We start from the raw sequence: 22,094 nt of genomic DNA on the forward strand, positions 1-22,094 counted from the left end.
CATTGGTATAAGCAGAGAAAGCTGCCAGAAAGCCTGATAATAAATGGCTGGTTTGGGGCTTAGCAAATTTAAGTTGTAATTTTTTGGGCGTACGACTCAGTAGGCTTGGCGTATGATTTCAATACCCGGAAGGATCGCTCGATTCCAAGCAGCGTCAACTTCTGGTGAGTATTCCTCGTCGTGCTGTCTAATGGTGGCGAGCAGGGCGTCGAGCCAGAGGCGATACCATTCTGGGCGGATATTATAGCCGTTGCGATCGTGACTTTTACCCAGAGCACGCAGCTTGGTGTCTGGCATACCGCGTGAATAAAGCACCAGTTGCATAATGCCATTACGCAAAAGATGGCGCTGGGCTTTCATATCTGTATTGGCAAAGAGCTGGCGAATGTCTGTAGAACTTCCCATAAATCGATCGTAAAAATCCACAAAAAACTGCTCTTTATTACAGCAACGTCCATAGCTTTGGAAAACGATATCACTATCCGTTGGTTGCATCGTTTTGTTTACCTCTTTTATTGGCCACCCTTAGTTTTTACTATTGAGTGGCCTCTGTGATTAATGTGCACTTTGGAAGGGGGCGGCGATTCTATCGATCGAGCTTGGGTGCGGGAAGAGTAATTTGACTGTAAATGCGCGTTATCTGGCGTAATTAAAAAGTAGTTCTCAACCGGCGAATTACTAAATCGCCATTGACACTTTGGGCTCCAATCAGCTTTCTCCTCATCGCTAGATGCCGATCGTGAGCCCCACAGCATATGTATGGACTCTTATAGCTACTTAAATAGCGGAGCGATTGCGGCAGTATCGTGAGAAAATCTAAAGTTGCTATAAGGCTGTTTGAAAATTGGCTCCAGGTGCCATCTTGAATGGAAGTGATTGCTCGCTTACAACGCAAGTCAAGGGCGATAAGCATCGACTACAACTGATTATATGACCCAGAAGACAGTAACAACTGCGCTAATAATGCGTAGATTGGCTGATATAACAACGTATTCCCCTGTTTTTAATATCGGCATCGATAGGTTCCAGTTGATATAATCGCCGCCCACATTTTTCAGTTAATCGAAGTAGAAGAGGATTGGCTAATGGCGGTCAAACTGATGGCAGATCTCGATCTCGCTGGTAAGCGCTTACTTATCCGTGAGGACCTGAATGTACCGGTTAAGGACGGTCGTGTAACTTCCGATGCACGTATTCGCGCGGCACTACCGACGATAAAAGCCGCCATCGAAGCCGGGGCTAAAGTGCTGTTGATGTCCCATCTGGGGCGCCCCACAGAGGGGGAGTACGCGGAAGAATTCTCCCTGGCCCCTGTTGCTGCACACCTGGGTGAGCTGTTGGGCCGTGATGTGGCGCTGGTCAAAGAGTGGCGCGATGGCGTTGAACTGGCCGATGGGGAAGTTGCCCTGCTGGAAAATGTACGTTTCAACAGCGGTGAAAAAAAGGACGATGAGCCTCTGGCAAAGGCCTATGCGCAATTGTGCGACATCTTCGTGATGGATGCCTTTGGTACTGCCCACCGGGCCCAGGCTTCCACCCATGGTGTGGCTAAATTTGCACCGGTTGCTTGCGCCGGCCCTCTGTTGGCTGCTGAGCTGGACGCATTGGAGAAAGCCCTGGCTGAACCGGCGCGCCCGCTGGTTGCTATTGTTGGTGGTTCCAAAGTTTCTACAAAATTGACGGTACTCGAAAGCCTGGCTGACAAAGTCGATCAGCTGATTGTTGGTGGTGGTATTGCCAATACCTTCCTGGCAGCCAGCGGCAAGCCAGTGGGCAAGTCCCTTTGTGAGCACGATCTGGTAGATACCGCCAAGGCCCTGATGCAGAAGTGTGATATCCCTGTGCCAACTGATGTAGTCACAGGTAAAGAATTCAGTGAATCCGCCGCAGCGGAAACCAAAAGTGCCGATGCTGTGGTTGAAGACGATATGATTTTTGATATCGGTCCGAAATCCTCCGAGCAACTGGAAGATATTCTCAGCAGTGCGAAAACCATTATCTGGAATGGTCCTGTAGGTGTGTTTGAGTTTGACCAGTTTGGTGGCGGTACCGAGCACCTCTCTAAAGCCATTGCCGAGAGCGCAGCGTTTTCTATAGCTGGTGGCGGCGACACTCTGGCAGCTGTGGATAAGTATGGCATTGCCGACAAGGTTTCATATATCTCCACGGGTGGCGGTGCCTTCCTTGAATATGTTGAAGGTAAGAAGCTTCCAGCGGTCGCTATACTGGAAAGCCGCGCACAAGACTAAATAACGAAAAATAAGGCCTGTCGCAATTTGCAGGCAGGTCATAAAAGCAAAAATACAAATACTACGAGTAGACGAGAAAGGAATTAATTATGGCTCTTATCAGCCTGCGCCAAATGTTGGACCATGCCGCAGAGCATGGCTACGGTGTACCTGCATTTAATGTAAACAATCTAGAGCAGATGCGTGCGATTATGGAAGCGGCCAAAGAGACCGATTCTCCAGTAATCGTTCAAGCCTCTGCGGGCGCCCGCAAGTACGCCGGCGCTCCCTTCCTGCGCCACCTTATTCTTGCCGCTATTGAGGAGTTCCCTGAGATCCCGGTAGTTATGCACCAGGATCACGGCACCAGCCCCGCCGTTTGCCAGCGCTCTATCCAACTGGGCTTTAGCTCAGTGATGATGGACGGTTCCCTTGAGGAAGACGGCAAGACCCCGGCTTCTTACGAGTACAACGTAGATGTCACCAAGCGCGCGGTGGATATGGCCCACGCCTGTGGTGTTTCCGTTGAAGGTGAGTTGGGCTGCCTGGGTTCCCTGGAAACAGGTATGGCGGGAGAGGAAGATGGTGTTGGCGCTGAGGGCAAGCTGTCCCACGACCAGCTGCTGACCGATCCGGAAGAGGCCGCTGACTTCGTACAGAAGACCAAGGTGGATGCCCTGGCAATTGCCTGTGGTACCAGCCACGGTGCTTACAAGTTTACTCGTCCGCCCACAGGGGACATCCTGGCCATCGACCGTATCAAAGAGATTCACGCTCGTATTCCAGGCACCCACCTGGTAATGCACGGTTCCTCTTCTGTACCCCAGGAGTGGCTGGCTGTAATCAATGAGTTTGGTGGTGAGATCCCGGAAACCTACGGCGTTCCTGTTGAGCAGATCTGTGAAGGTATCAAGTACGGTGTGCGCAAGGTCAATATCGATACCGACCTGCGCTTGGCCTCGACTGGTGCCACACGTCGCTTCCTGGCTCAGAACCCATCTGAGTTTGACCCGCGTAAGTTCTACAAAGCCGCTATGCAAGCGATGAAGGAAATCTGTATCGCTCGTTATGAGGCGTTTGGCACAGCTGGTAATGCCAGCAAGATTCGCCCTGTTAGCCTCGATGTTATGAGCGAACGCTACGCTGCTGGTGAGCTGGAGCCGCAAATCAAGTAACGGTCATCCACTGTTGCGAAGAGGTGGGCTCTATGCCCACCTTTTTTCTTTTCAGGTTGTCTTTCCCGCTACGATATCACTACCCCTACCGCCAAAATGCAGTACCATTGCACTAATGGATACTTTGCAAGACCTCAGCACCTACGATAATAGCCCGGTAATAAAGCGACCGGACTACTCTGCATTGCGTCAGAAGTTGCCTGAACTGGATTTTGGCGCTGACGAAACCCCTCTGTGCAAAGAGCTGCGGGATTATCGTAATTTTTACGATTTGCATTTTCCCCGAGCCCATAAGACTGGAGTCGGCACTTTTAAAGTTGCCGGATTTGAACTGGTTTCACAGTATTGGATGGTCGAGAATCCCAAGGGCACTTTGTTTATTTGCCACGGCTATTTTGATCATACAGGTATTTATGGTCCGGCAATCCGCTTTGGCCTGGAGCGGGATCTCAATGTAGTGATTTTTGATTTCCCCGGACATGGTTTATCCAGTGGTGAGCGTGTCGCTATCCATACTTTCCTGCAATACCGCCAGGCGTTTGATGGACTGTTGGAAGTTGCGCGAAATAAGTTGCCCGGGCCCTGGCATGCAATGGGCCAGAGCACCGGTGGCGCTGCACTACTGGCCCATCTGCAATACAGCCGCTGGCAGCCTCTGGATAAGGTCTTTTTGTTGGCTCCCTTGGTAAGGCCGTCAAACTGGGCTTGGCTAAATCGCTGGAAATATTATGTGGGCCGCCTGTTTATCCGCGAACCCGGCCGGGCCTTTACAATTAATACCCACGATGTAGAGTTTTCTCGACGTCAGGCACTCAGGGACCCCCTTCAATCTCAATCAATCTCTATGAGCTGGCTCAGGGCGATGGTGGATTGGTTGCAGACATTTCCCCGCACGGCACGCAACCCGCGCCCGATCCTTTTGGTTCAGGGAACGGATGATAAAACCGTTGATTGGCGTTATGGTCTTCATGCTGTTCGAAATCGTTTTCCCAATTGCCACCGGGTATTGATACGCGGCGCTCGGCACCAGATGATTAACGAAACCCAACCTTATCGCCATCAAATATTAGCGGCGATGGATGAGTGGTTAACCAAATAGGCTGTGAGCGATAACTTGTATCGCTCAACTCGCAGAGTTTTGACCTGCACTTTTCACTCGGAAAGCCTTAGCGAATCTACTTAGTTAGAAGAAATGAACGCTCTGTAAATTTCCCCGATAAGGTTGAAGACGCCATCCATGCCTTATGCGGCGGTGCCCAAGTACAATATGTTCTTTCCTTCTCCTTTGGTCAAAAACTCTATTAATACTCCTCATGAGGCCAGCGCCAAGCCAGCCAAATAATAGCTAATTTGAGAATAATCTCGATAAATCCCAGATAGAAGTAGAAATACCAGGTGGACATTAAAAATGTTACAAATAAGAAAATAATGAAAACTGAGGATGTAATAATATTTATCCAGCGAGAGATAGATGGTTTAAGTAATAAAGTAAGAGCAACCATAATGCAGGGGAGTGACACGATGATTGATACAGCAAGTAGTGACTCTTGTGTGACTGTTCCAAATGGCCCGAACCCCTCAATTATTCTATCTATTTTTCCTGTCTTAAATAGCCCAAAGAAATCCCCGTAGATGTAAAGTAGTACTACTGAAGCCCATAGCCCGGCTATTTTAATCCTAACATCTATATGATTGTCAGTGAGCTTGGTCGATGTGCTCTTTAATTTGTCTTTATCGTTCATGACATTCCCTCGATCTTACTGGTAGATAACTTTTGATTTGATTCGGTAATAGTTGGTGGGGTTCTAACGCCCATAATTAGTAACCACAGACAGGTTCCGATCTCCCCTAGAGAGGCGGGTACTCTAATAAAAGCGGGGATTTGATATTCAGGGAAAAGTATATTTGCGCAGAATCTTACTAAATAGCTAAGGCATCCTACCATTAATAGTATGCCCAGTATTTTTGGTAGTAAGTTTGATTTGTAGACCAGGTATCCGAAAGGAAGTAACCATAATCCCCAGAGTACCTGGATGATTTGGATTCCGTTACTATACGATTTTAATAACAATAATACCTGAGTATAAATTTGTTCTTTTTCAAAAGTTAGGAGATATTCTGCTCCGCTAATAAGTGTGAGAACATCAACTTTGTTAACTATATTGAGTAGAGTAAATGGAATGCTGATGAGGACAAAAATAACCATTAACAACGCACATTCTCTATTTACAGATTCAAATGTGCGATATAAAGCTAGTGGCAGTATTGAAAACAGTATGTAGAGAAGTATCCCGCCTAAAATTCCTATTCTATATAGAAATTCATATTCCAGGATGTTTTGCGCTGTTAAAGATGCATTTTCCCACGCTGTGGGAATTTGAGAAGGCACGTATACTAAAGAAAATATTCCCAGCAATATAACAAGTAAATAAATAAGCCCAGAAAGTCTGGCATATTCTTTTTGAGTCATTTTATATCCTTGTAAAATCAAATTGACAGATAGAGAGCCAAAAGTTGGTTGGGTCCTAGTTGCTGTAGCTATATAAAGGGTGCTACGGTGAACTTCCAACCACGGTAATCAGCTAGAATTTCATAAGAAGAATATGGTCAGCAAAGACGTACTTATGGTGTTGTTCTGTTGTGAATAGAGGTAAAGCTTCTGTATCTCTAGCGGTACTACGATTATTGGGTGTGGGGTACTAGCTATTGACGCCATGGTGGTCTCTTTAGAGTCACTGTATGCAAAGAAACCTATTGGAATATTGAGTTGTGCGCTACCCAGCTAGGCATGGGCTGCGGAAAGCGTGGTTTGAAGTGCGGAATAGTGAGATAAGTGATTTGGGATGGTATGGCCATCCAGATGATTTTTGAGCCGCCAACTGTATGCGGCTAACACTGTTTAGCCTGCTGTTAATCGGGTTGTTGACTGGCTTTCTTGGATTCGGAGGGACTCGGTGTGGAGGCTGGCTTCTTGCGGGGTTTATCACTTTTCTCCGAAGTCTGTTTTGCACTTGTGGGAACTCTGTTAGTAGGGTATTCAACCTTACAGGTACCCTGTCCATTGTCCGATAGCACAATTTCATCCAGGTCATCCATTACCCGAATTGGGCCCGAATAGAATTTTCGCATTCCCTTAATAAAGCCGATCTTGTCAGCTTCAGTAACGGGGGGTGGTATTAGGTGTGTTAAGGCAACCGATTTTACTCCCGCTTTGGTTGCCATCTTGGCAATGTCCAGAGTATTGGAATGGTAGTGGATAATTTGATTTGCCTTCTCATATCGCAAACGAGCGCGACGATTATCCCCGGTTTGCTTCAGCTTGCTGATGTATTGGGCATAGCTGAGAGCCTCAGAAATCAGTAGATCGGCATCCCGTTCAATTGGCTCTAGCGCATCGAAAACATGGGTATCACCAGTAATGATGACTTTACAGGGGCCAAAACGTATCTCGTAACCAAATGCGGGAAAAACCGGTTCGTGATGTACGGCAAACACAGAGACATAAGTATCCCTGTGGTGCCACACATCTTGTACGACCTCGCTTTGATCCCCGGCAATATTCACTAGGTGGGGAGTGGCGACCGCTAGGACTGGATCGAGAATTCCCTGCCTATTTGCCGATCGAAAAAGGATGTCCGGCCCAAAACTCTTGTTAACTCCATCCAAAATGCGATGGATGCCGTAGGGTCCGTAGACATTAATAGGCGAGTCGGCACCAACAAACCAGGACTCGTTGATCACCATGGCCAAACCACCAAAGTGATCCGAGTGCCAGTGGGTAATAAAAATGGGGTCCAGCTGGGCGAGATTAAGGCCGAGCTGGCCAATTCTTGCTGTAGCTCCTTCGCCGGCATCGACGAGGAATAGTTTCCCACTGCTGCGAATAGCAACGCAGGCGGGATGGCGCAAGTATTGATAGGCCGGATCTGGCGTGCCAGTTCCACAAAAGTAAATGTGCATTTTGCCATCATCTTCCACATAAGGTGGGTAACGCTTCAGAGATTCAGGCTGCTCGGCCAGGCTTGAAATCGCAAAGAACACCCCGAGGGCAAGAGTGGCAAATATATCAACGATCAGTCGCATGGTTTTATAGATTCCAGTCGGTGCGGAAAATACATACCAAGGATATGCAGACATTTTTAAACGTACAAAAAGATGATTAAAAATTTTGGTCAAGTCTGTAGATGACGTGGACTCAGGCCTTGTAAAGGATCAGGATTTAGGCTGCTATTAACTTAGTTTGTCATCAGGATTTTTATAGACGGTGGTTGGCTGTCCTTCCAGGCCCGAGTAAAAGAGAATAATAGTTACCGGAGTATCACCATCATTGCGCCCATAATGCCATTTATCGGTAACTTCGATAAATGCCTTACCTGCCCCCAGAGTAAGCGTTTCTTTCTGTCCTGGGAGTACAATGGTTAAAGTGCCCTCTGCTACATAGACACCATTTAGCACTGGATGCTTGTGTACGGGCATCTGTTCGCCCACCGGAATAGTAACGCTAACAATCGTTAATTCCGGTTGCCCCGGTTTCACTTTTGGTAGGGAATGTCCTTCCCAGTCCTTTGTAGAGGAAACTAGTGTTTCAAACTTTATGTCGTTGGTTTTGTCCTGGCCAAATATATTTTCCGAGATAAATGCAAGTGTCAGAATGGCAAGGAAAAGGAAGTGGCGGCTCATTGAACTTTCCGGCAATCTTATGGAGATTTATGTAATTCTCGTTCAAGAATTAATGCTGTCCACTAAATTCGGGAAAATCTCTACGGACCTACATCGGAGAAAATATTGGATTTTAAATGCCCCCTACTGACAGACTGATTACATTTGGCGGAATAGATGCAAGTAACGCCGGCTTACGGGGAGTATTTCTTCCCTATTTAGCAAGGTAATTTGAGCGGTATCTCCGTCCCTTATTACATGGTGAACGGCCTTTAAATTGACGACAACAGAGCGATGAACCTGGGCAAAGAGTTCGGGGTCAAGTTGGTGGGTTAGATCCTTTAATGGTGTGCGAATACAGGCTTCCAGATTGTTATTGCCGGATTCGCTCCAGGCGACCAGGGTATACTTCTCATCTGAACGTAAATAGTGCACATCTTCTACTGGTATCATCCGCAATTGCTGGCCTATGGAAGCGCGAATCCAGCGCAGGTATGGTTTGTCTTCCTTGGATTGAAGCTGTCTCGCTAATTGCTCGAGTAACTCCTGCTGATGATTGACGGGTTTGCAACTGCTGAGCCTTTCCCTAAGCCGCTCGGCGGTATCGGCGAGCCGCTCAATCTCTACCGGTTTTACCAGGTAGTCCAGTGCACCCTGCCTGAAAGCTTCCACGGCGTAGTTGTCGTATGCGGTAACGAAAACTAAATGGGCCCGACGCCCGATACTCTGGGCTGCCTCAATGCCGGACTTACCCGGCATATGGATATCCAGAAAACAGATATCGGGCTGCTTTTCTTCAAATAGTTTTACGGCTTCACGACCATTGCGGGCCTCCGCAACAACCTTCAGCTCCGGCCAGACACTTTTGAGTTTGCGGACCAAAGACTGGCGCAGCAGTGGTTCGTCGTCAGCTACTAAGGCGGTGGTGGGCGTGGCACTCATATTTGCTCCTCGGCGGGGAATAGCAATTCGGCACAAAGACCTGTGGGCTGTTGGTCGATCAAACGCAAGCCTGCACTATCGCCATAGGTCAGTTGTAGCCGCTCTCTCAAAGTTGCCAACCCTGTCCCGAGACTGTTGGAATTGTCCTGGATGCCGATACCGCTATCGGTGACGGTGGCAATACAGAGGCCCTGTTCCAGCTTTATTTCAATATCAATACGTCCCCCTTCCTCACTGGGGTCTATGCCATGGCGGACGGCATTTTCAACCAGTGACATCAGAGACATGGGCAGGCAAGACTGACTTCGCACCTCGTCATCAGCGTTGATAGAAAATTCCAGGCGATCCGGCATACGCATTTGCATCAGGCCCAGGTAAGCCTGCACCAGAGTTAGCTCTTGCTCGAGGGTACTTTGCTCCGACTCAAGTCTCGGTACTGCGGCGCGCAGGTAGGCAATCAGGTTGTTCAGTAGTGTGGGTGCCTGAGGGGATGAAGACTCTACCAGCTCTTGTACATTGGCGAGTGTATTAAATAAGAAGTGTGGGGCCACCTGGGATTGCAATAAACGCAGCCGCGCATTGAGCGCCTGGTGCTCCAGGGCGCCCCGCTGCCGTTCAAAAAGTTGCGCCTGCTCTCGTACAGCAATATCCCGCTGGCGCAACAGCGCAGACATAGCGAGCCAGGGCCCGAGTAACATGCCGGTCACCGCTATCAGGAGAAAACTCCAGTGTCGGCTGTGGTCCTGCCAAAGTGGAAGTGCCTCCGGTTCTGTCAAGGCAGGAGACAGGATTAGCAGCGATAGTGGAATAGAGATTGCCACACCCACCACCTGTATTACCCAGCGAGGTAATCGTTGAGGCAAGTTGCGCGGCCATTGCTCGAACAGGCAAAAAGTAATCAGTGCTGATATGGCAGCTGTGCTGGTTTGCAGTAGGAGCTCTGTATAAGTACCTTTCCAGCCGAAGCTGAGTAGCAGGGTCCAAAGCAGAGTAGCGAGCAAAACAGTCAGCGACCGCTGCCTGCTGGGTAGCAGTCGCACTTGAGGTGGGTTGGCTGTCGGCGAGTAATTCATGATGGCCGCCTTTGGTTAATTTAGGTGGCCATTCTTACACAGGTTTTACCGTTAAAGCGCTGCCTTACCTTGTAGATGCAGCTTTCTCCGCTGTGCCAATGCGTCGACTGAGTAGAGCGCTAGACCCAGCCAAACAAACATAAAGGTGGTGAGCTTTTCTTCGCTGAAAGACTCGCCCAATACCTGGGTGGCGACCACCAGCATCAGTGTGGGACCGATGTATTGCAGGAAGCCCAATGTCGATAAGTTGAGCCTGCGCGCGGCGATCGTAAACAGCAGCAGGGGAACCAGGGTAATGGGGCCGGCAAAGAGCAGTAAGCTGTTTAACTCCAGGCTGTTGTTCAGCAAGTTGCTGGTGGGGCTGTCGCTCCAAAACAGGTAGATTACGGCCACTGGCAATATAAAGAGAGTTTCCACCGCGAGGCCGGTGAGACTTTCCACAGGGGCCTGCTTGCGGGCCAAACCGTATAGCGCAAAGGAGCAGGCCAGGAACAGGGCAATGATCGGTATGCGACCAAACTGCCAAAGCTCATAGGCAATGCCGGTAGCTGCCAGTGCCACAGCGATCCATTGCAGTCGCCGCAGTTTCTCACCCAGGAACAGGACCCCCAGCAAAATATTGATCAGTGGATTGATATAGTAACCCAGGCTGCCTTCGAGCAAATGGCCGTTATTGATCGCCCAGATAAACACCAGCCAGTTACCGCCGATCAATACCGTGGTCAGGGCCAGCATCCGCATCTTCTTGCCGTCGCGTAAGGTTGCCAGAAAATCCGGCATCTTGCGTACAATCAGCAGAATACCAATAGCGAGTACCAGCGACCAGATACTGCGGTGGGCTAGGATTTCCGCAGCGGGAATATCCTGTAATTTATTGAAGTACAGTGGCGCCAGCCCCCAAATGAGGAAGGCGGAAATCCCGGCGAGAAGGCCGGTTGAGGCGGAATCATTACTACGCAAGGGAGCACCTGCTGTGGATAACTCTGGCTTTGGTTCAGGGGTGGCACGCGGATGTGGTCACCTGGGCCTGAAGCAAAAGAATAGGTCTGGCCATTGTAGAAGCGGTGGCCGGGGGGGATCAATCTTTTTTACCGCGAGGAAGGCTCCGATTGGCGTGTCATTGGCGGGTATTTGTGGGTACCCGCCAACGACCGAAAGGCTTAGAAAAGCACGCGGCAGCGCAGGGTGCCGGGGATACTCTTCAATTTCTCCAGTGCCAGATCAGAATACTCTGCGTCCACATCGATCACTACATAGCCCACTGCCTCATTGGTTTGCAGGAACTGTGCGGAGATATTGATAGCATTTTCTGAGAACACCTGGTTGATGGCGCTCAGTACACCGGGCACATTTTTGTGAATATGCAGAAGGCGGTGGGTATCCAGGTGACCGGGCAGTGCTACTTCCGGGAAGTTCACAGAGCTGGTGGTGGTGCCGTTATCGGAGTAGTGAGCGAGTTTCTCCGATACTTCTGTACCGATATTCTCCTGGGCCTCCACAGTGGAGCCACCTACGTGAGGGGTCAGCAGTGCCTTATCGATTCCGCGTAGGGGAGAGACGAATTCGTCGCTGTTGCCACGGGGCTCAACCGGGAAGACATCGATCGCCGCACCGGCCAGGTGATTGCTCTTCAGTGCTTCTGCCAGGGCATCAATATCTACCACCGTGCCGCGAGAAGCGTTGAGGAGAATACTGCCGGGCTTCATCTGCGCGATCTGCTCGGCGCCCATCATCATTTTGGTGGAAGGCAACTCTGGTACGTGCAGGGAGACCACATCGGATTCCGCCAACAATTCCGGGAGTGAGTTTACTTGGGTGGCATTGCCCAGCGGCAACTTGGTAATCACATCGTAGAACCTGACTCGCATCCCGATAGCTTCGGCCATAACAGAAACCTGTGAGCCGATAGCACCGTAGCCGATAATGCCCAGGGTTTTGCCCCGGGCTTCATATGAGCCCACCGCTGATTTCTGCCAGCCGCCGCGATGACACACAGCATTTTTCTCTGGAATACCGCGCAGCATAAAAATAGTTTCGGCAATAATCAGCTCGGCAACGCTGCGAGTGTTGGAGTAGGGCGCATTAAATACCGCGATACCCAGTTCCGTCGCCGCCTGTAAATCCACCTGATTGGTGCCGATGCAAAAACAGCCTACGGCTATCAGCTTGGACGCATGTTCCAACACTTTGCGGGTTAACTGGGTACGCGAGCGAATACCGATAAAGTGCGCATCGGCAATTTTCTCGATCAATTGATCTTCAGGCAGGGAGGTCTTGAGGTACTCCACATTGGTGTAGCCTCGGGAGCTGAGTAAGTCGACGGCGGACTGGTGTACGCCTTCCAGTAAAAGGATGCGGATTTTATCTTTTTGCAGGGACTTCTTTTGATCGGAACTGTGCGGAGCCATAAACTATCTCTTCACTGAGTGCGAATAACAGGTGCAAAGTGCTTAGATCACTTCTTCGGGGGTGCCGCAATTTTGGCGAAGGCGCGATCATAGCACATGCAGCCTCCAAGGCTTTATTCGAAATTTCTATCCTAACTATCTTGTTTATCTATGTACCAACATCAATTTACCTGTGGCAGTGAAGTACCGTTTGGTCTGGGGAAGGTTGTCTGTGTGGGGCGTAATTACGCAGACCACGCGGCTGAGTTAAATAATCCGGTGCCAGAAGAACCCCTGCTATTTATCAAGCCGGCGACAGCAGTGGTGCCTATGGCCGAGCCAATCCATTTACCGGTGGGGCGCGGCAGTTGCCACTTTGAGGGGGAACTCGCCCTGTTGATAGGCAAGCGATTGAGTAATGCCAACGTGGCAGAAGTCCCTGGGGCAATTGCAGGGCTGGGCCTGTCCCTGGATTTAACTTTGCGCGACCTCCAGACGAAGCTGAAAAAAGCGGGACATCCTTGGGAAAAGGCCAAGGGTTTCGACAAGTCATGCCCACTTTCTCCCTTTGTGAAACTCGATTGGTTGCCGGACTGGGACAAGCTCAGCTATTCCCTATGGCTGAATGGTGAGCTGCGCCAGCAGGGTGAAACCGAAAATATGCTGACACCAATTCTCGATTTGGTGGCCTATGTCAGCAGTTACTTTACGCTCGAACCCGGCGATGTGGTTTTGACGGGCACACCGGCAGGAGTGGGCGAGTTACACCACGGCGATAATCTGGCGATGCAGTTGGAAGATGATTGGCTGCGTGTGGAAACGCAGGTGGCCTAGGGAGCCTCTGAATAACTCCGTAATGCCTCTGCGGGTCTTGAAGGCTGCAGATGTTAGGCGCAGCTCGCCGCGAATGGCCGTAGCCCTTGGCAAGAGCTGCAACGCAGCAGCTGTGGCCTTCAAGGCCCGCCCTTCGGGGCTTGCAGAGCGATTCACACTCCGTGTTGCGACTTCTTGAAAGGTCTAGACATTCCTACGAAGCCGCGCCTTGATTGTAAACCGCTCTGCATGCCAGAGGTATCACGGAGTTATTCAGAGGCTCCCTAGTTTAGAATGACTTCAGCCCTTTGATTTGTGATCACATTTTCGATATAACCGGGAAAACTATCTCCAAATTAAATGAGGTGTGTCATGTCAGCGAAAAATAATATCCCCCAAAACCTGCAGGAATGGCAGGCTCTGGCGGCCTCACTGAAGATCGAGGGCCGTGCCTTTATCAATGGCAGCTATGTCGATGCCCTCTCCGGTGAAACTCGCGCCACTTTTAATCCCGCAAATGGTGAAGAGCTGGCGCAAATTGCCAGTTGCGGTCCAAATGACGCGGACTTGGTGGTAAAGGTGGCTCGGGAAACCTTTGAGTCTGGCGTCTGGTCGAAAATGCCGCCAATGCAGCGCAAAAAAATTATGGTGCGCTTTGCAGAGTTGATTGAAGAGAACCTGGTGGAAATTGCCCTGCTCGAGAGCCTCGATGCGGGTAAGCCGATTGGCGATACCATGGCCGTGGATGTCCCTGGAGCGGCCACTACGATTCGCTGGAGCGGTGAAGCAATCGACAAGATTTACGATGAAGTGGCCCCGACCGGCCCCGGTGAGCTGGGCTTGGTTACCCGTATGCCCCTGGGGGTGGTGGCCGCCATTGTGCCCTGGAACTTCCCTTTATCCACTACCGCTTGGAAACTGGGGCCGGCCCTGGCCACCGGCAACAGCGTTATCCTGAAGCCCGCGTCTAACACACCGCTGACCGCGATTAAGCTGGCGGGCCTGGCTAAGGAAGCGGGCCTGCCAGATGGTGTGTTAAATGTGCTACCGGGGCCGGGAAGTAGCTTGGGCAAGGCCTTGGGCCTGCATATGGATATCGATTGCCTGACCTTTACGGGTTCCACCGAAGTAGGCAAAACCCTGACCGAATACTCAGGTCAGTCCAACCTCAAGCGTACTTTCCTTGAGCTCGGCGGTAAAAGCCCGAATATTGTATTTGCCGATGCAGATCTGGATAAGGCGGCCGAAGCGGCGGCCCTGGCCATTTTCTACAACCAGGGGGAGACCTGCACCGCCGGATCACGTCTGCTGGTTGAAAAATCTATTGCCGATGAATTTATTCAAAAGGTGGCTAAAGCTGCAGAGTGCTTTAAGCCCGGGCATCCGCAAAACCCAAGTACCCGTATGGGTGCCCTGATCGATCGCAGCCAGTTTGATACGGTCGAATTTTACGTGGCCAAGGGCCTGGAGCAGGGTGCGCAATTGGTTTGCGGCGGCAAACCGGTAGATGAAGTAGCAGGCGGTTACTACTATGAGCCAACGGTATTTCGCGATGTCACCGGTGACATGACGATCGCCCGTGAAGAAATCTTTGGCCCGGTACTGTCTGTTATCGAGTTCGAGACAGAGGAAGAAGCACTCGCCATTGCCAACGACTCAATCTACGGCCTGGCGGCGGGTATCTGGACCAATAACCTGGGGCGTGCCCACCGTATGGCCCGGGATATATACGCCGGCTCTGTTTGGGTAAATAACTATTTTGGCGGTGATATCACCGTACCATTTGGCGGTTTTAAGCAGTCTGGAAATGGCCGCGATAAGTCGCTACACGCGCTGGATAAGTACTGTGAACTCAAGTCCACCTGGATTGATTTGAGTTAGCTTCTCAGCTTTGAGGGCCGGATTCCCGGTCCTCATGCATTTTTCCCACTCACCCCGGAATTGCCACTAGACATACAGGGCTCCGGTGTAGTCAGTGTTTATCTCCCCCTACCTTAATACCAGCAGCCGGATCGACGCGCAGTGGATTTTCTGGCGTGAATTATCTAGTCAGCTATACCTAACTTATTGCCCTGAGAAAAGTTTGGGGCGACATTTTCAGGATATGAGTATTCCAGTTCACGAGTTTTATAGCGTGTAGGGGTGCTGATTTGAACAAAACTACCGTTCTATTCGTGGCTTTAAGTGCCATTGGTGCGACCTATGCCCATGCTGAAAAAGCGCCAATTTTTGGCGAAATAGCAGGGCTTGTTAGCGCAGAAAAAATTTATACGAGTATGTCTCACAATAACAATCTCAAGCAGAGGCAACGAGAGTGGATCAGGCTATTTGTCAATCGTGGTGATCAAGTCAAAAAAGGGCAGAAAATTGCTGAGCATCGCAATAGAAAAGGAAAAATTGTCCTTGAATATATTGCCAATCGCTCAGGCAGAATTCTATTGAACAGCCGTTCAGCAGTTGACTCCGTAGAGTCTATTCTGGAGATCATTACGGTTGGAGAAGAGAAATACTGTGAATATGAAAATTGTGGTTTGATCGGTGTGCGCTGAGAATTTTCAGGGATTGCCGGCTTGGCAGAAACCGGGTTTGTTTGCAGATTAATAGCTGTGTAATCTGGGGATTCCTGATATTTGTGCGGCCCAATTATGAAACTTATTTATACCCATGAAAACCGCTTGTTGGTTGAGTTGGCAAAGAGTCGACTTGAAGTTGCGGGAATAAAAACACGATTAAAAAATGAATATGCCCAGGGGGCTACTGGTGAATTAGCCCCCAACCAGGTTTGGCCAGAATTATGGTTAGAGCGTGACCGCGATTTGGAGCGAGCCCGACAGGTCCTGGCTGAGGCTGAGGTGGATTCGAATAGCTGGTTCTGCCAGGCATGTGGGGAAGATAACGGTGCAGCTTTTGATTACTGCTGGCAATGTGGAGAACCCAAGCCAGCAGGAGCTGACTAAAGCAGAGTTTTGTGGGTCGTATATCACAATGCAAGTACTTCTCAACATTGATGTCGATGACTTAAACCGGGCGATCAATTTTTATCGAGATGCATTTGGCCTCTACGAAGGTCGCCGCCTGGGAACGGATATGATTGAGATGCTCGGTGGCACTGTGCCTATATTTCTACAGCAAAGGGATTCGGGGATCTGGCCGATAAACAGTAAAAAAAATATAGGTAGCTATGATCGGCACTGGACGCCGGTAAATATGGATATTGTTGTAGAGGATTTGCTTCTGGCAATAGAGCAGGTGGTTGATGCTGGTGGACAGATACAGGGTGAAATCCGGCAAAAAGAATGGGGAGTTAAGTCTTCATTAACTGACCCCTTTGGAAATGAGTTCTGTCTGGTACAGTTTGATGGCAGTGGTTCTGATACTATCAGCTTGTAAGAGAGTAGCTATTCAAATACTTAAACCTATCACCTTTCAATTAATATGATCTTTTTATCTTAACTCATGAATTCATGGCTTTTTCGATGATTAAAGTATGGATTATGTAGTGATAATTCGTAAAAGATTTACAGGTGTCTTATGACTGTTACGTCCCATGGTGTGTCTATCGGTTTGGAACAGAAATCCGATTTTATTTTCCTTACTGTGAAGGCCCGTGGTAAGTTGACCCATGATGATTACGAAACCATGGTACCAATGTTGACCGCAGCAATAGAAAAAGTTGAGCACCCAAAGATAAACGTATTTATGGATGCTCGAGAATTGGAGGGGTGGGAGCCTCGGGCGGCTTGGGATGATTTTAAGTTGGGTATTGAATACGGCCGGGAGTTTAACCGGGTTGCCGTACTTTCAGATAAACGCTGGCTAAAAGTCGCCGGAAAAGTAGGTAGCTGGTTTATTGGTGGTGAATATCGAACATTTGAATCAGAAACTGAGGCGAAAGCTTGGCTGGAGGAAGATACCTAGATTTTGAAGTGATAAAGCCAGAATAGAAAAATAAAGTATTTGTCCATTAAAGGCTTATTAAATAATAAATTATATAAGGATTAGACCGTATGTTTGAGTGGATAGCCAGCCCTGAGGCCTGGATAGCATTGGCCACGTTGGCGGCGCTGGAGATAGTGCTGGGTATCGATAATATTATCTTTATCTCCATTTTGGTTGGACGGTTGCCTCCAAAACAGAGAGAGCCCGCGCGCTTTATCGGTCTTACTCTGGCAATGGTGACCCGGTTGGCACTGCTTTTCTCTATTGTATGGATTATGGGCTTAGTCGAGCCGCTATTTAGCATCTATGGCATGGAAATTTCAGGGCGCGATATTATTTTGGTTGGCGGAGGACTGTTCCTAATCGCTAAAGCTACCCATGAAATTCACAATAGTCTCGAGGGTGAAGAGGAGAGTGCATCCTCGCTGGGCAGTGCGGGATTTTGGATGGTGCTACTACAAATTGCACTATTGGATATTGTCTTTTCCTTGGATTCTGTAATTACCGCTGTGGGATTGGTCGACGAGATCTCAATCATGGCAATAGCGATTATTCTGGCGGTAATCGTTATGTTGGTAGCGGCTAAACCAATCGGGGATTTTGTTGATCGTCATCCTACTGTGAAAATGCTGGCACTATCCTTCTTAATTATGGTGGGCTTAACTCTGGTGGTTGAAGGGTTTGATGTCCATGTACCTAAGGGATATATCTACTTTGCCATGGCGTTTTCAATGGCTGTGGAGTTCCTCAATTTGCGCATGCGCAGTAAGAAAGCCCGTAAGACCCCACCGGTAAAGTTACATCACGCTCTACGTGAGGATAGTTAAAATAGTGAGAGGGTGGAGGTGTTCCTCCACCCTGGATTACTGTCTGGTTTACAAAAGTACCCTTAGTTACTATTTTTAAGCTTCAATATTAAGTAAGTAAGGCCCAGTGCGAGAGTGGCAGTAGATAATCCCAAAAGCTCGCCAGCATTGACCTTATCCAGATCTAAAATAATAAATTTTCTGGATAAAGCCAAAATAGCAATAAGTACGACAACTTTGGTTTGAATAATACTCTGTTGACGTGTAACTACATATTGAAGTGTATGGCTAAATTCCAGTGCAATCAGTAAAGTAATAATCTCGCCAAATATTGTTTGAAATACCTTGTGGTCCAGAGGGTCCTGCATGCCCACCAGTAACATATTGTATACAGAGTATCCCAATCGGCTGATCGCGACTATTACGATTACAACAATAATAAAAGTCAAAATTAAGGCAATCAGGCTTTCAAATTTTCGATAGTAGTTGTGAATTGCCTTATCTGTAATCGAAGTTTTTTCTTCTGGGCTGTCCATGCCTTACTTCTCGTTAAACTCATCAAATTAAAGCTAGTTTCTGTCAGTGAGCTTCTTAATTCAATCCTGATTTAATTTCCTGTTTTAGTAATGAAATTACCTTGCTACTTAGCGGCATCATTCGATGTAGTATCACTGGAACTTCGTAGGATGTTCCCAAGCCCAGGATAGCACTACTATGGGGCATAATGGTTATGTCATAGGGTGTCCAGATTGAAGCCGGTTCGGTAACCTCCAATTTTTGAATGCCTAAGTTCAACGCGCGTAAAAAATCACTGCCGATCCGCAATTGTTTCCCACCTTTGTAAGGAAGAAAGTTTGCCCAGTAACTACCATGGTGGGGAGAGGAAATTGATATAAATTTATGCACCCGCTCCAAACCATTAAGGGCTTGTAAATAATACCGAGCGATTATCCCTCCCATGCTGAATCCCACCAGGGTACAGGTAGTTTCTTTATCTACGATGTGCTCCAATTTTGCGAGAAGCTGGGACGAAAGGTGTTCCATACCATGCCAGCCGGAGTTATAGCGTAGGTGGATATAGTGTACGTCATAATTTTCGGCAGCTAATTCGTGCTGCATTCTAAGTAAGGAGGTTCCTCGATCAAAAATTCCAGGTATTAAAAGAACAGTTCGGCTTTTACGTTTCATTCTTGTCGCAGGAGAAGTAATGCGTTAGGAAAAGCTTCAATCGCAATAGTTATTTGTCTGCCAAAAACTATTGGGAGCTTGATAGAGAAGTGTAGTTGCAGAACTATTGTTGGATGCCACAAAGTAGCAAAGTAGTCTTAAGGGATAAGTTGGATTGCCGGCAACTATGTCTTTTATTTATATAGACGCCGGCATCTGAAATAAAAAAGTAATTCAAGCGTCTGTTTGAGGGTTTCCAAATAGGAATATTAATATTTCACCGAGTCTAGAATTCCATGATTTCTCATCATGGGCATGACCCTCAAATACTAGGGTTTGCCAATTTGAAGAGGAATACCCTTTCTGGCGCATGATTTTATCCACAGCCCGTTGCAGAGGCGGGTAATAAGCATCCAGGGTTTCTGTACCATGGTCAAAATAAAACCGGTGATTTCCAGGCTTAGGTAAATTTGCCTCTAGATAGTCGCGAATAGCCTCAGCTATTGGTAGTTTGTCGTTAGGGTTAATCCCTGGCCAATGGGTGGATATAGCTGCAGCCGTAGAGAACACTTCGGGGTACTCTGTGACCGCATAGAGTGATATCAATCCTCCCATACTCGCGCCGGCAATAAAGGTGTCGATGGGATCACCACTCACAGCGTAATGACTATCAATATAGGGTTTAACCTTGGTCACCAAAAATTGTAAGTAAAGATCTCCACGCAATTCGGCTTGGCTAAATGGATGTTGGACCTGTGAAGCTTCTTTAGGCAAAAAACTCCGAGCTTTCTGGGGGAAGTAGTCACCGTGGCGAAGTGTCTCAATGTTATCGATAGCGACAACTATGAAGGGACGTACCTTCTTTTCTGCTATTAACCGAGAGGCGACTTCATCCATGCCCCACTCCTGACCATTCCAGGTGGTTTTACTGTCGAACAGCATCTGTCCATCGTGCATATAAAGGACGGCATAGGGTTTCTGTGTAGGATATTGATCAGGCAGCCATACATTAATTGGGCGCTCAGCAAGTCCTTCCAGTGTCAGGGAGGGCAGTGTTTCAAGCTTTCCTGCCGATACCTGTACTTCTTTAGGGGGTTCTTCAGCTGTACACGGTGGTATTAGACTGAAAAGAATACCGAATAATAAGGTCTTATAGATATCCATAGCGCCCTGCCTTTGGGGTTTAGATAAAGTTCTACTCTATCTATAAAACCAGTGGCAGGGCTCCTCCCCCTAAGGGGCTGACTTTGGTGTTGAGCCTTCTTTAGAAATAACTGCGGACATCCCAGGTTTTACGTTTATCATCCAATTCGAGCATCGGTCTCATTATAGAGCTATGCCCCTGTCCACCTAGAACGAAAACTTTGGTACCTGGTTGGGCGACGGCTTGGATATTGGCATACATACGGAAGTTTCTGGACCACCATTTGGAGGATAGATCGGCCCCTATAAAGTTATCACCTTGGCCAACGTCATTGAGCATTATATAGGAACCTACGTTCATTTTATCCTCAGCGGGGTCATTGTGCTTGTCCAGAATTTCCTCCAATGACAGTGAGGCATGCATCTCATTAAATCGAATGCCCCAAGCCTTCAAAAATTCATCAGTTATTTTTTTTCGCTCGGGCGAATTACTTTCTAGATAGGATAAAAGTTCGCCATAGGGGAGATCTTGGCTAGCATCATAGCAGATGACTTTAGACAGGCCGGCCTTCTTGGCTACCCTGAATCCCAGCTGTTCGCTTTCTCCTCTATTTAGCTTGTGATCACCCTTGACATATTTGGCAAAGCGCTGATTCATTTTACTTTCGTCATTGGTGTGACATTCCAGAAGAACATGTGTTGGCGAGTCGGCGGCAATCCGTGAGGATAGGTCCTCCAAATACCTTTGACTTTCTTCGGTATAAACATCAATAACTTGTGTTTTCACCATATCTTTACTGGGTTTGCTGAAGTGGCTAAAGTGAAAGCTACCAAAAAGCATAACTTGTGCGGGTTCTGTAGTTTCTACTGGCTCTGCATAGGCACTTAGGCCAATAAGTCCCAAAGAAAGCATAATTGAGCCAGTGATTTGTCTTGTTAGGTTTTTCATTTAATATCCTTATTTTATTATTTAGCTTCTATAGTTTGGCTAAGTATTACACGAAATGAATAAGTTTGAATTTGACAGCGATAAAACAGCTTAAAATTTAATGCTTTAAATTGGTAATGCCTGCTTATAACAAGATAAATAAAGTGATTTTTCTGATCTGAAAAATTTTTTATTAATTTATTGCGGTGGGACTTGAGAACTCAGGGCTATTTTAGTAATAGCCCCAAGTTGGTACGGTATCATTGTTAATGTATGTTTACTTAAGTACCACTTCTTAATCTGGTCACTTCAACATCTGCATTACGCATTTTAGCTGAATGGGCTACTTCCTTGCTGACAATAGTCTTTCCTATCGGAGATAGTGAAATTGCCGCAAGCTTAAGGTGCTGCAAACCAAAAGGTATACCAATAATGGTAATAAAACAGGCAATAGCATGCAGAAGGTGGCCAATAGCAAGCCAGATACCAGCCAATAGGAACCAGATAATATTTCCGACTAAACCAAAGCCGCTTGTCCCAATATCACCGCGCAGGGTGAGTTCTTCTCGGGAAATTGCCTCCTTGCCGAAAGGGAAAAAGGAAAATTTGCCGATTACAAAGCAGGCTCTTCCCCAGGGAATACCAATAATACTGATGAAGGCAATCAGCGAGCAAAACCACCAGCAGAGTCCCATAAAGACACCGCCAAGGATAAACCAGAGGAAATTTCCAAGTGTTCGCATAACTACCCCTACCAATTCGGTAAAATTTATTAGTGAAAACGGTAATCTACTGATGTTACCGCAAATCCTAATCGCTATATCATTTATTTAA

At 48.0% G+C, this 22,094-nt stretch carries 24 protein-coding genes; 10 read left to right on the forward strand and 14 right to left on the reverse strand.

The window, feature by feature from the left end; genetic code table 11:
- Window positions 1–96: 96 nt before the first annotated feature.
- Window positions 97–495: a globin gene (locus ACJJIL_RS00465; protein WP_413663658.1), complete on the reverse strand. Its 399-nt coding sequence runs from the start codon at window positions 493–495 to the stop codon at window positions 97–99.
- Window positions 496–1,085: 590 nt separating this feature from the next.
- Between ACJJIL_RS00465 and ACJJIL_RS00470 the strand changes: the two genes are divergently transcribed.
- The 3 genes from ACJJIL_RS00470 to ACJJIL_RS00480 all read left to right on the forward strand — a co-directional run bounded on the left by ACJJIL_RS00470 (window position 1,086) and on the right by ACJJIL_RS00480 (window position 4,502).
- The gene (locus ACJJIL_RS00470; protein WP_445360918.1) at window positions 1,086–2,249 is read left to right on the forward strand and encodes a phosphoglycerate kinase; all 1,164 of its coding nucleotides are present in this window, start codon (window positions 1,086–1,088) and stop codon (window positions 2,247–2,249) included.
- Between the two features lie 89 nt (window positions 2,250–2,338).
- Complete coding sequence (fba, locus tag ACJJIL_RS00475; RefSeq protein ID WP_282930878.1) at window positions 2,339–3,403, forward strand: class II fructose-bisphosphate aldolase; 1,065 nt, start codon at window positions 2,339–2,341, stop codon at window positions 3,401–3,403.
- 115 nt (window positions 3,404–3,518) lie between these two features.
- Entirely contained in the window at window positions 3,519–4,502 is a 984-nt protein-coding gene (locus ACJJIL_RS00480; RefSeq protein ID WP_444918474.1) for an alpha/beta hydrolase, read from the forward strand.
- Window positions 4,503–4,704: 202 nt separating this feature from the next.
- Here ACJJIL_RS00480 and ACJJIL_RS00485 read toward each other — a convergent pair whose 3' ends face one another.
- The 8 genes from ACJJIL_RS00485 to serA all read right to left on the reverse strand — a co-directional run bounded on the left by ACJJIL_RS00485 (window position 4,705) and on the right by serA (window position 12,485).
- Window positions 4,705–5,145: a DUF6326 family protein gene (locus ACJJIL_RS00485; RefSeq protein WP_445360919.1), complete on the reverse strand. Its 441-nt coding sequence runs from the start codon at window positions 5,143–5,145 to the stop codon at window positions 4,705–4,707.
- Window positions 5,142–5,873, reverse strand: coding sequence for a DUF4386 domain-containing protein (locus ACJJIL_RS00490; RefSeq protein ID WP_445360920.1), 732 nt, complete (start codon window positions 5,871–5,873; stop codon window positions 5,142–5,144). The genes ACJJIL_RS00485 and ACJJIL_RS00490 overlap by 4 nt, the downstream gene beginning before the upstream one ends.
- A gap of 440 nt (window positions 5,874–6,313) precedes the next feature.
- Window positions 6,314–7,486 (reverse strand): MBL fold metallo-hydrolase, encoded by a 1,173-nt coding sequence (locus ACJJIL_RS00495; protein WP_445360921.1) that lies wholly within the window; start codon window positions 7,484–7,486, stop codon window positions 6,314–6,316.
- A gap of 147 nt (window positions 7,487–7,633) precedes the next feature.
- Window positions 7,634–8,083, reverse strand: a complete 450-nt coding sequence (locus ACJJIL_RS00500) for a cupin domain-containing protein (protein ID WP_445360922.1) — start codon at window positions 8,081–8,083, stop codon at window positions 7,634–7,636.
- Between the two features lie 138 nt (window positions 8,084–8,221).
- Complete coding sequence (locus ACJJIL_RS00505; RefSeq protein WP_445360923.1) at window positions 8,222–9,004, reverse strand: LytR/AlgR family response regulator transcription factor; 783 nt, start codon at window positions 9,002–9,004, stop codon at window positions 8,222–8,224.
- Complete coding sequence (locus ACJJIL_RS00510) at window positions 9,001–10,077, reverse strand: sensor histidine kinase (RefSeq protein ID WP_445360924.1); 1,077 nt, start codon at window positions 10,075–10,077, stop codon at window positions 9,001–9,003. Before ACJJIL_RS00510 ends, ACJJIL_RS00505 begins: the two co-directional genes overlap by 4 nt.
- Before the next feature lie 51 nt (window positions 10,078–10,128).
- Complete coding sequence (rarD, locus tag ACJJIL_RS00515; protein WP_108734831.1) at window positions 10,129–11,037, reverse strand: EamA family transporter RarD; 909 nt, start codon at window positions 11,035–11,037, stop codon at window positions 10,129–10,131.
- Window positions 11,038–11,237: 200 nt separating this feature from the next.
- A complete protein-coding gene (gene serA / locus ACJJIL_RS00520; protein WP_445360925.1) occupies window positions 11,238–12,485 on the reverse strand; it encodes a phosphoglycerate dehydrogenase in 1,248 nt (415 codons plus the stop codon).
- Window positions 12,486–12,635: 150 nt separating this feature from the next.
- On the opposite strand from serA, the gene ACJJIL_RS00525 reads away from it, so the two are divergent.
- From ACJJIL_RS00525 to ACJJIL_RS00555, 7 genes are all read left to right on the forward strand, one after another.
- A complete protein-coding gene (locus ACJJIL_RS00525; RefSeq protein WP_445360926.1) occupies window positions 12,636–13,298 on the forward strand; it encodes a fumarylacetoacetate hydrolase family protein in 663 nt (220 codons plus the stop codon).
- A 351-nt stretch (window positions 13,299–13,649) separates the two neighbouring features.
- Window positions 13,650–15,158 (forward strand): aldehyde dehydrogenase, encoded by a 1,509-nt coding sequence (locus ACJJIL_RS00530; RefSeq protein WP_445360927.1) that lies wholly within the window; start codon window positions 13,650–13,652, stop codon window positions 15,156–15,158.
- A 269-nt stretch (window positions 15,159–15,427) separates the two neighbouring features.
- Window positions 15,428–15,826 carry a hypothetical protein gene (locus ACJJIL_RS00535; RefSeq protein WP_445360928.1) on the forward strand — a complete coding sequence of 133 codons (399 nt, stop codon included), beginning with the start codon at window positions 15,428–15,430 and terminating at the stop codon, window positions 15,824–15,826.
- Between the two features lie 96 nt (window positions 15,827–15,922).
- Window positions 15,923–16,234 carry a putative signal transducing protein gene (locus ACJJIL_RS00540; RefSeq protein ID WP_444895823.1) on the forward strand — a complete coding sequence of 104 codons (312 nt, stop codon included), beginning with the start codon at window positions 15,923–15,925 and terminating at the stop codon, window positions 16,232–16,234.
- Window positions 16,176–16,667, forward strand: coding sequence for a VOC family protein (locus ACJJIL_RS00545; protein WP_413663644.1), 492 nt, complete (start codon window positions 16,176–16,178; stop codon window positions 16,665–16,667). The genes ACJJIL_RS00540 and ACJJIL_RS00545 overlap by 59 nt, the downstream gene beginning before the upstream one ends.
- Window positions 16,668–16,808: 141 nt before the next feature.
- Window positions 16,809–17,195 (forward strand): SpoIIAA family protein, encoded by a 387-nt coding sequence (locus tag ACJJIL_RS00550; protein ID WP_445360929.1) that lies wholly within the window; start codon window positions 16,809–16,811, stop codon window positions 17,193–17,195.
- Between the two features lie 89 nt (window positions 17,196–17,284).
- Window positions 17,285–18,043 carry a TerC family protein gene (locus ACJJIL_RS00555; RefSeq protein WP_413663642.1) on the forward strand — a complete coding sequence of 253 codons (759 nt, stop codon included), beginning with the start codon at window positions 17,285–17,287 and terminating at the stop codon, window positions 18,041–18,043.
- 62 nt (window positions 18,044–18,105) lie between these two features.
- On the opposite strand, the gene ACJJIL_RS00560 is transcribed toward ACJJIL_RS00555, so the two are convergent.
- The 5 genes from ACJJIL_RS00560 to ACJJIL_RS00580 all read right to left on the reverse strand — a co-directional run bounded on the left by ACJJIL_RS00560 (window position 18,106) and on the right by ACJJIL_RS00580 (window position 22,003).
- Window positions 18,106–18,558, reverse strand: coding sequence for a phosphate-starvation-inducible PsiE family protein (locus ACJJIL_RS00560; RefSeq protein ID WP_282930894.1), 453 nt, complete (start codon window positions 18,556–18,558; stop codon window positions 18,106–18,108).
- A 55-nt stretch (window positions 18,559–18,613) separates the two neighbouring features.
- Window positions 18,614–19,210 carry a lipase family alpha/beta hydrolase gene (locus ACJJIL_RS00565; protein ID WP_445360930.1) on the reverse strand — a complete coding sequence of 199 codons (597 nt, stop codon included), beginning with the start codon at window positions 19,208–19,210 and terminating at the stop codon, window positions 18,614–18,616.
- A gap of 213 nt (window positions 19,211–19,423) precedes the next feature.
- The gene (locus tag ACJJIL_RS00570) at window positions 19,424–20,353 is read right to left on the reverse strand and encodes an alpha/beta hydrolase (protein WP_445360931.1); all 930 of its coding nucleotides are present in this window, start codon (window positions 20,351–20,353) and stop codon (window positions 19,424–19,426) included.
- A gap of 100 nt (window positions 20,354–20,453) precedes the next feature.
- On the reverse strand, window positions 20,454–21,281 hold the full coding sequence (locus ACJJIL_RS00575) for a DUF5694 domain-containing protein (protein ID WP_445360932.1): 828 nt from the start codon (window positions 21,279–21,281) through the stop codon (window positions 20,454–20,456).
- 260 nt (window positions 21,282–21,541) lie between these two features.
- Window positions 21,542–22,003 carry a YccF domain-containing protein gene (locus tag ACJJIL_RS00580; protein ID WP_444911708.1) on the reverse strand — a complete coding sequence of 154 codons (462 nt, stop codon included), beginning with the start codon at window positions 22,001–22,003 and terminating at the stop codon, window positions 21,542–21,544.
- Between the last annotated feature and the right edge of the window lie 91 nt (window positions 22,004–22,094).

The organism is Microbulbifer maximicatervae (SeqCode), assembly GCF_052468095.1.

What these genes read in the sequence shown, in the direction of transcription:
- ACJJIL_RS00465 (WP_413663658.1), bottom strand. Translation starts at nt 495, where the DNA reads ATGCAACCAACGGATAGTGATATCGTTTTCCAAAGCTATGGACGTTGC.
- ACJJIL_RS00470 (WP_445360918.1), top strand. Translation starts at nt 1,086, where the DNA reads ATGGCGGTCAAACTGATGGCAGATCTCGATCTCGCTGGTAAGCGCTTA.
- fba (WP_282930878.1), top strand. Translation starts at nt 2,339, where the DNA reads ATGGCTCTTATCAGCCTGCGCCAAATGTTGGACCATGCCGCAGAGCAT.
- ACJJIL_RS00480 (WP_444918474.1), top strand. Translation starts at nt 3,519, where the DNA reads ATGGATACTTTGCAAGACCTCAGCACCTACGATAATAGCCCGGTAATA.
- ACJJIL_RS00485 (WP_445360919.1), bottom strand. Translation starts at nt 5,145, where the DNA reads ATGAACGATAAAGACAAATTAAAGAGCACATCGACCAAGCTCACTGAC.
- ACJJIL_RS00490 (WP_445360920.1), bottom strand. Translation starts at nt 5,873, where the DNA reads ATGACTCAAAAAGAATATGCCAGACTTTCTGGGCTTATTTATTTACTT.
- ACJJIL_RS00495 (WP_445360921.1), bottom strand. Translation starts at nt 7,486, where the DNA reads ATGCGACTGATCGTTGATATATTTGCCACTCTTGCCCTCGGGGTGTTC.
- ACJJIL_RS00500 (WP_445360922.1), bottom strand. Translation starts at nt 8,083, where the DNA reads ATGAGCCGCCACTTCCTTTTCCTTGCCATTCTGACACTTGCATTTATC.
- ACJJIL_RS00505 (WP_445360923.1), bottom strand. Translation starts at nt 9,004, where the DNA reads ATGAGTGCCACGCCCACCACCGCCTTAGTAGCTGACGACGAACCACTG.
- ACJJIL_RS00510 (WP_445360924.1), bottom strand. Translation starts at nt 10,077, where the DNA reads ATGAATTACTCGCCGACAGCCAACCCACCTCAAGTGCGACTGCTACCC.
- serA (WP_445360925.1), bottom strand. Translation starts at nt 12,485, where the DNA reads ATGGCTCCGCACAGTTCCGATCAAAAGAAGTCCCTGCAAAAAGATAAA.
- ACJJIL_RS00525 (WP_445360926.1), top strand. Translation starts at nt 12,636, where the DNA reads ATGTACCAACATCAATTTACCTGTGGCAGTGAAGTACCGTTTGGTCTG.
- ACJJIL_RS00530 (WP_445360927.1), top strand. Translation starts at nt 13,650, where the DNA reads ATGTCAGCGAAAAATAATATCCCCCAAAACCTGCAGGAATGGCAGGCT.
- ACJJIL_RS00540 (WP_444895823.1), top strand. Translation starts at nt 15,923, where the DNA reads ATGAAACTTATTTATACCCATGAAAACCGCTTGTTGGTTGAGTTGGCA.
- ACJJIL_RS00550 (WP_445360929.1), top strand. Translation starts at nt 16,809, where the DNA reads ATGACTGTTACGTCCCATGGTGTGTCTATCGGTTTGGAACAGAAATCC.
- ACJJIL_RS00555 (WP_413663642.1), top strand. Translation starts at nt 17,285, where the DNA reads ATGTTTGAGTGGATAGCCAGCCCTGAGGCCTGGATAGCATTGGCCACG.
- ACJJIL_RS00560 (WP_282930894.1), bottom strand. Translation starts at nt 18,558, where the DNA reads ATGGACAGCCCAGAAGAAAAAACTTCGATTACAGATAAGGCAATTCAC.
- ACJJIL_RS00565 (WP_445360930.1), bottom strand. Translation starts at nt 19,210, where the DNA reads ATGAAACGTAAAAGCCGAACTGTTCTTTTAATACCTGGAATTTTTGAT.
- ACJJIL_RS00570 (WP_445360931.1), bottom strand. Translation starts at nt 20,353, where the DNA reads ATGGATATCTATAAGACCTTATTATTCGGTATTCTTTTCAGTCTAATA.
- ACJJIL_RS00575 (WP_445360932.1), bottom strand. Translation starts at nt 21,281, where the DNA reads ATGAAAAACCTAACAAGACAAATCACTGGCTCAATTATGCTTTCTTTG.
- ACJJIL_RS00580 (WP_444911708.1), bottom strand. Translation starts at nt 22,003, where the DNA reads ATGCGAACACTTGGAAATTTCCTCTGGTTTATCCTTGGCGGTGTCTTT.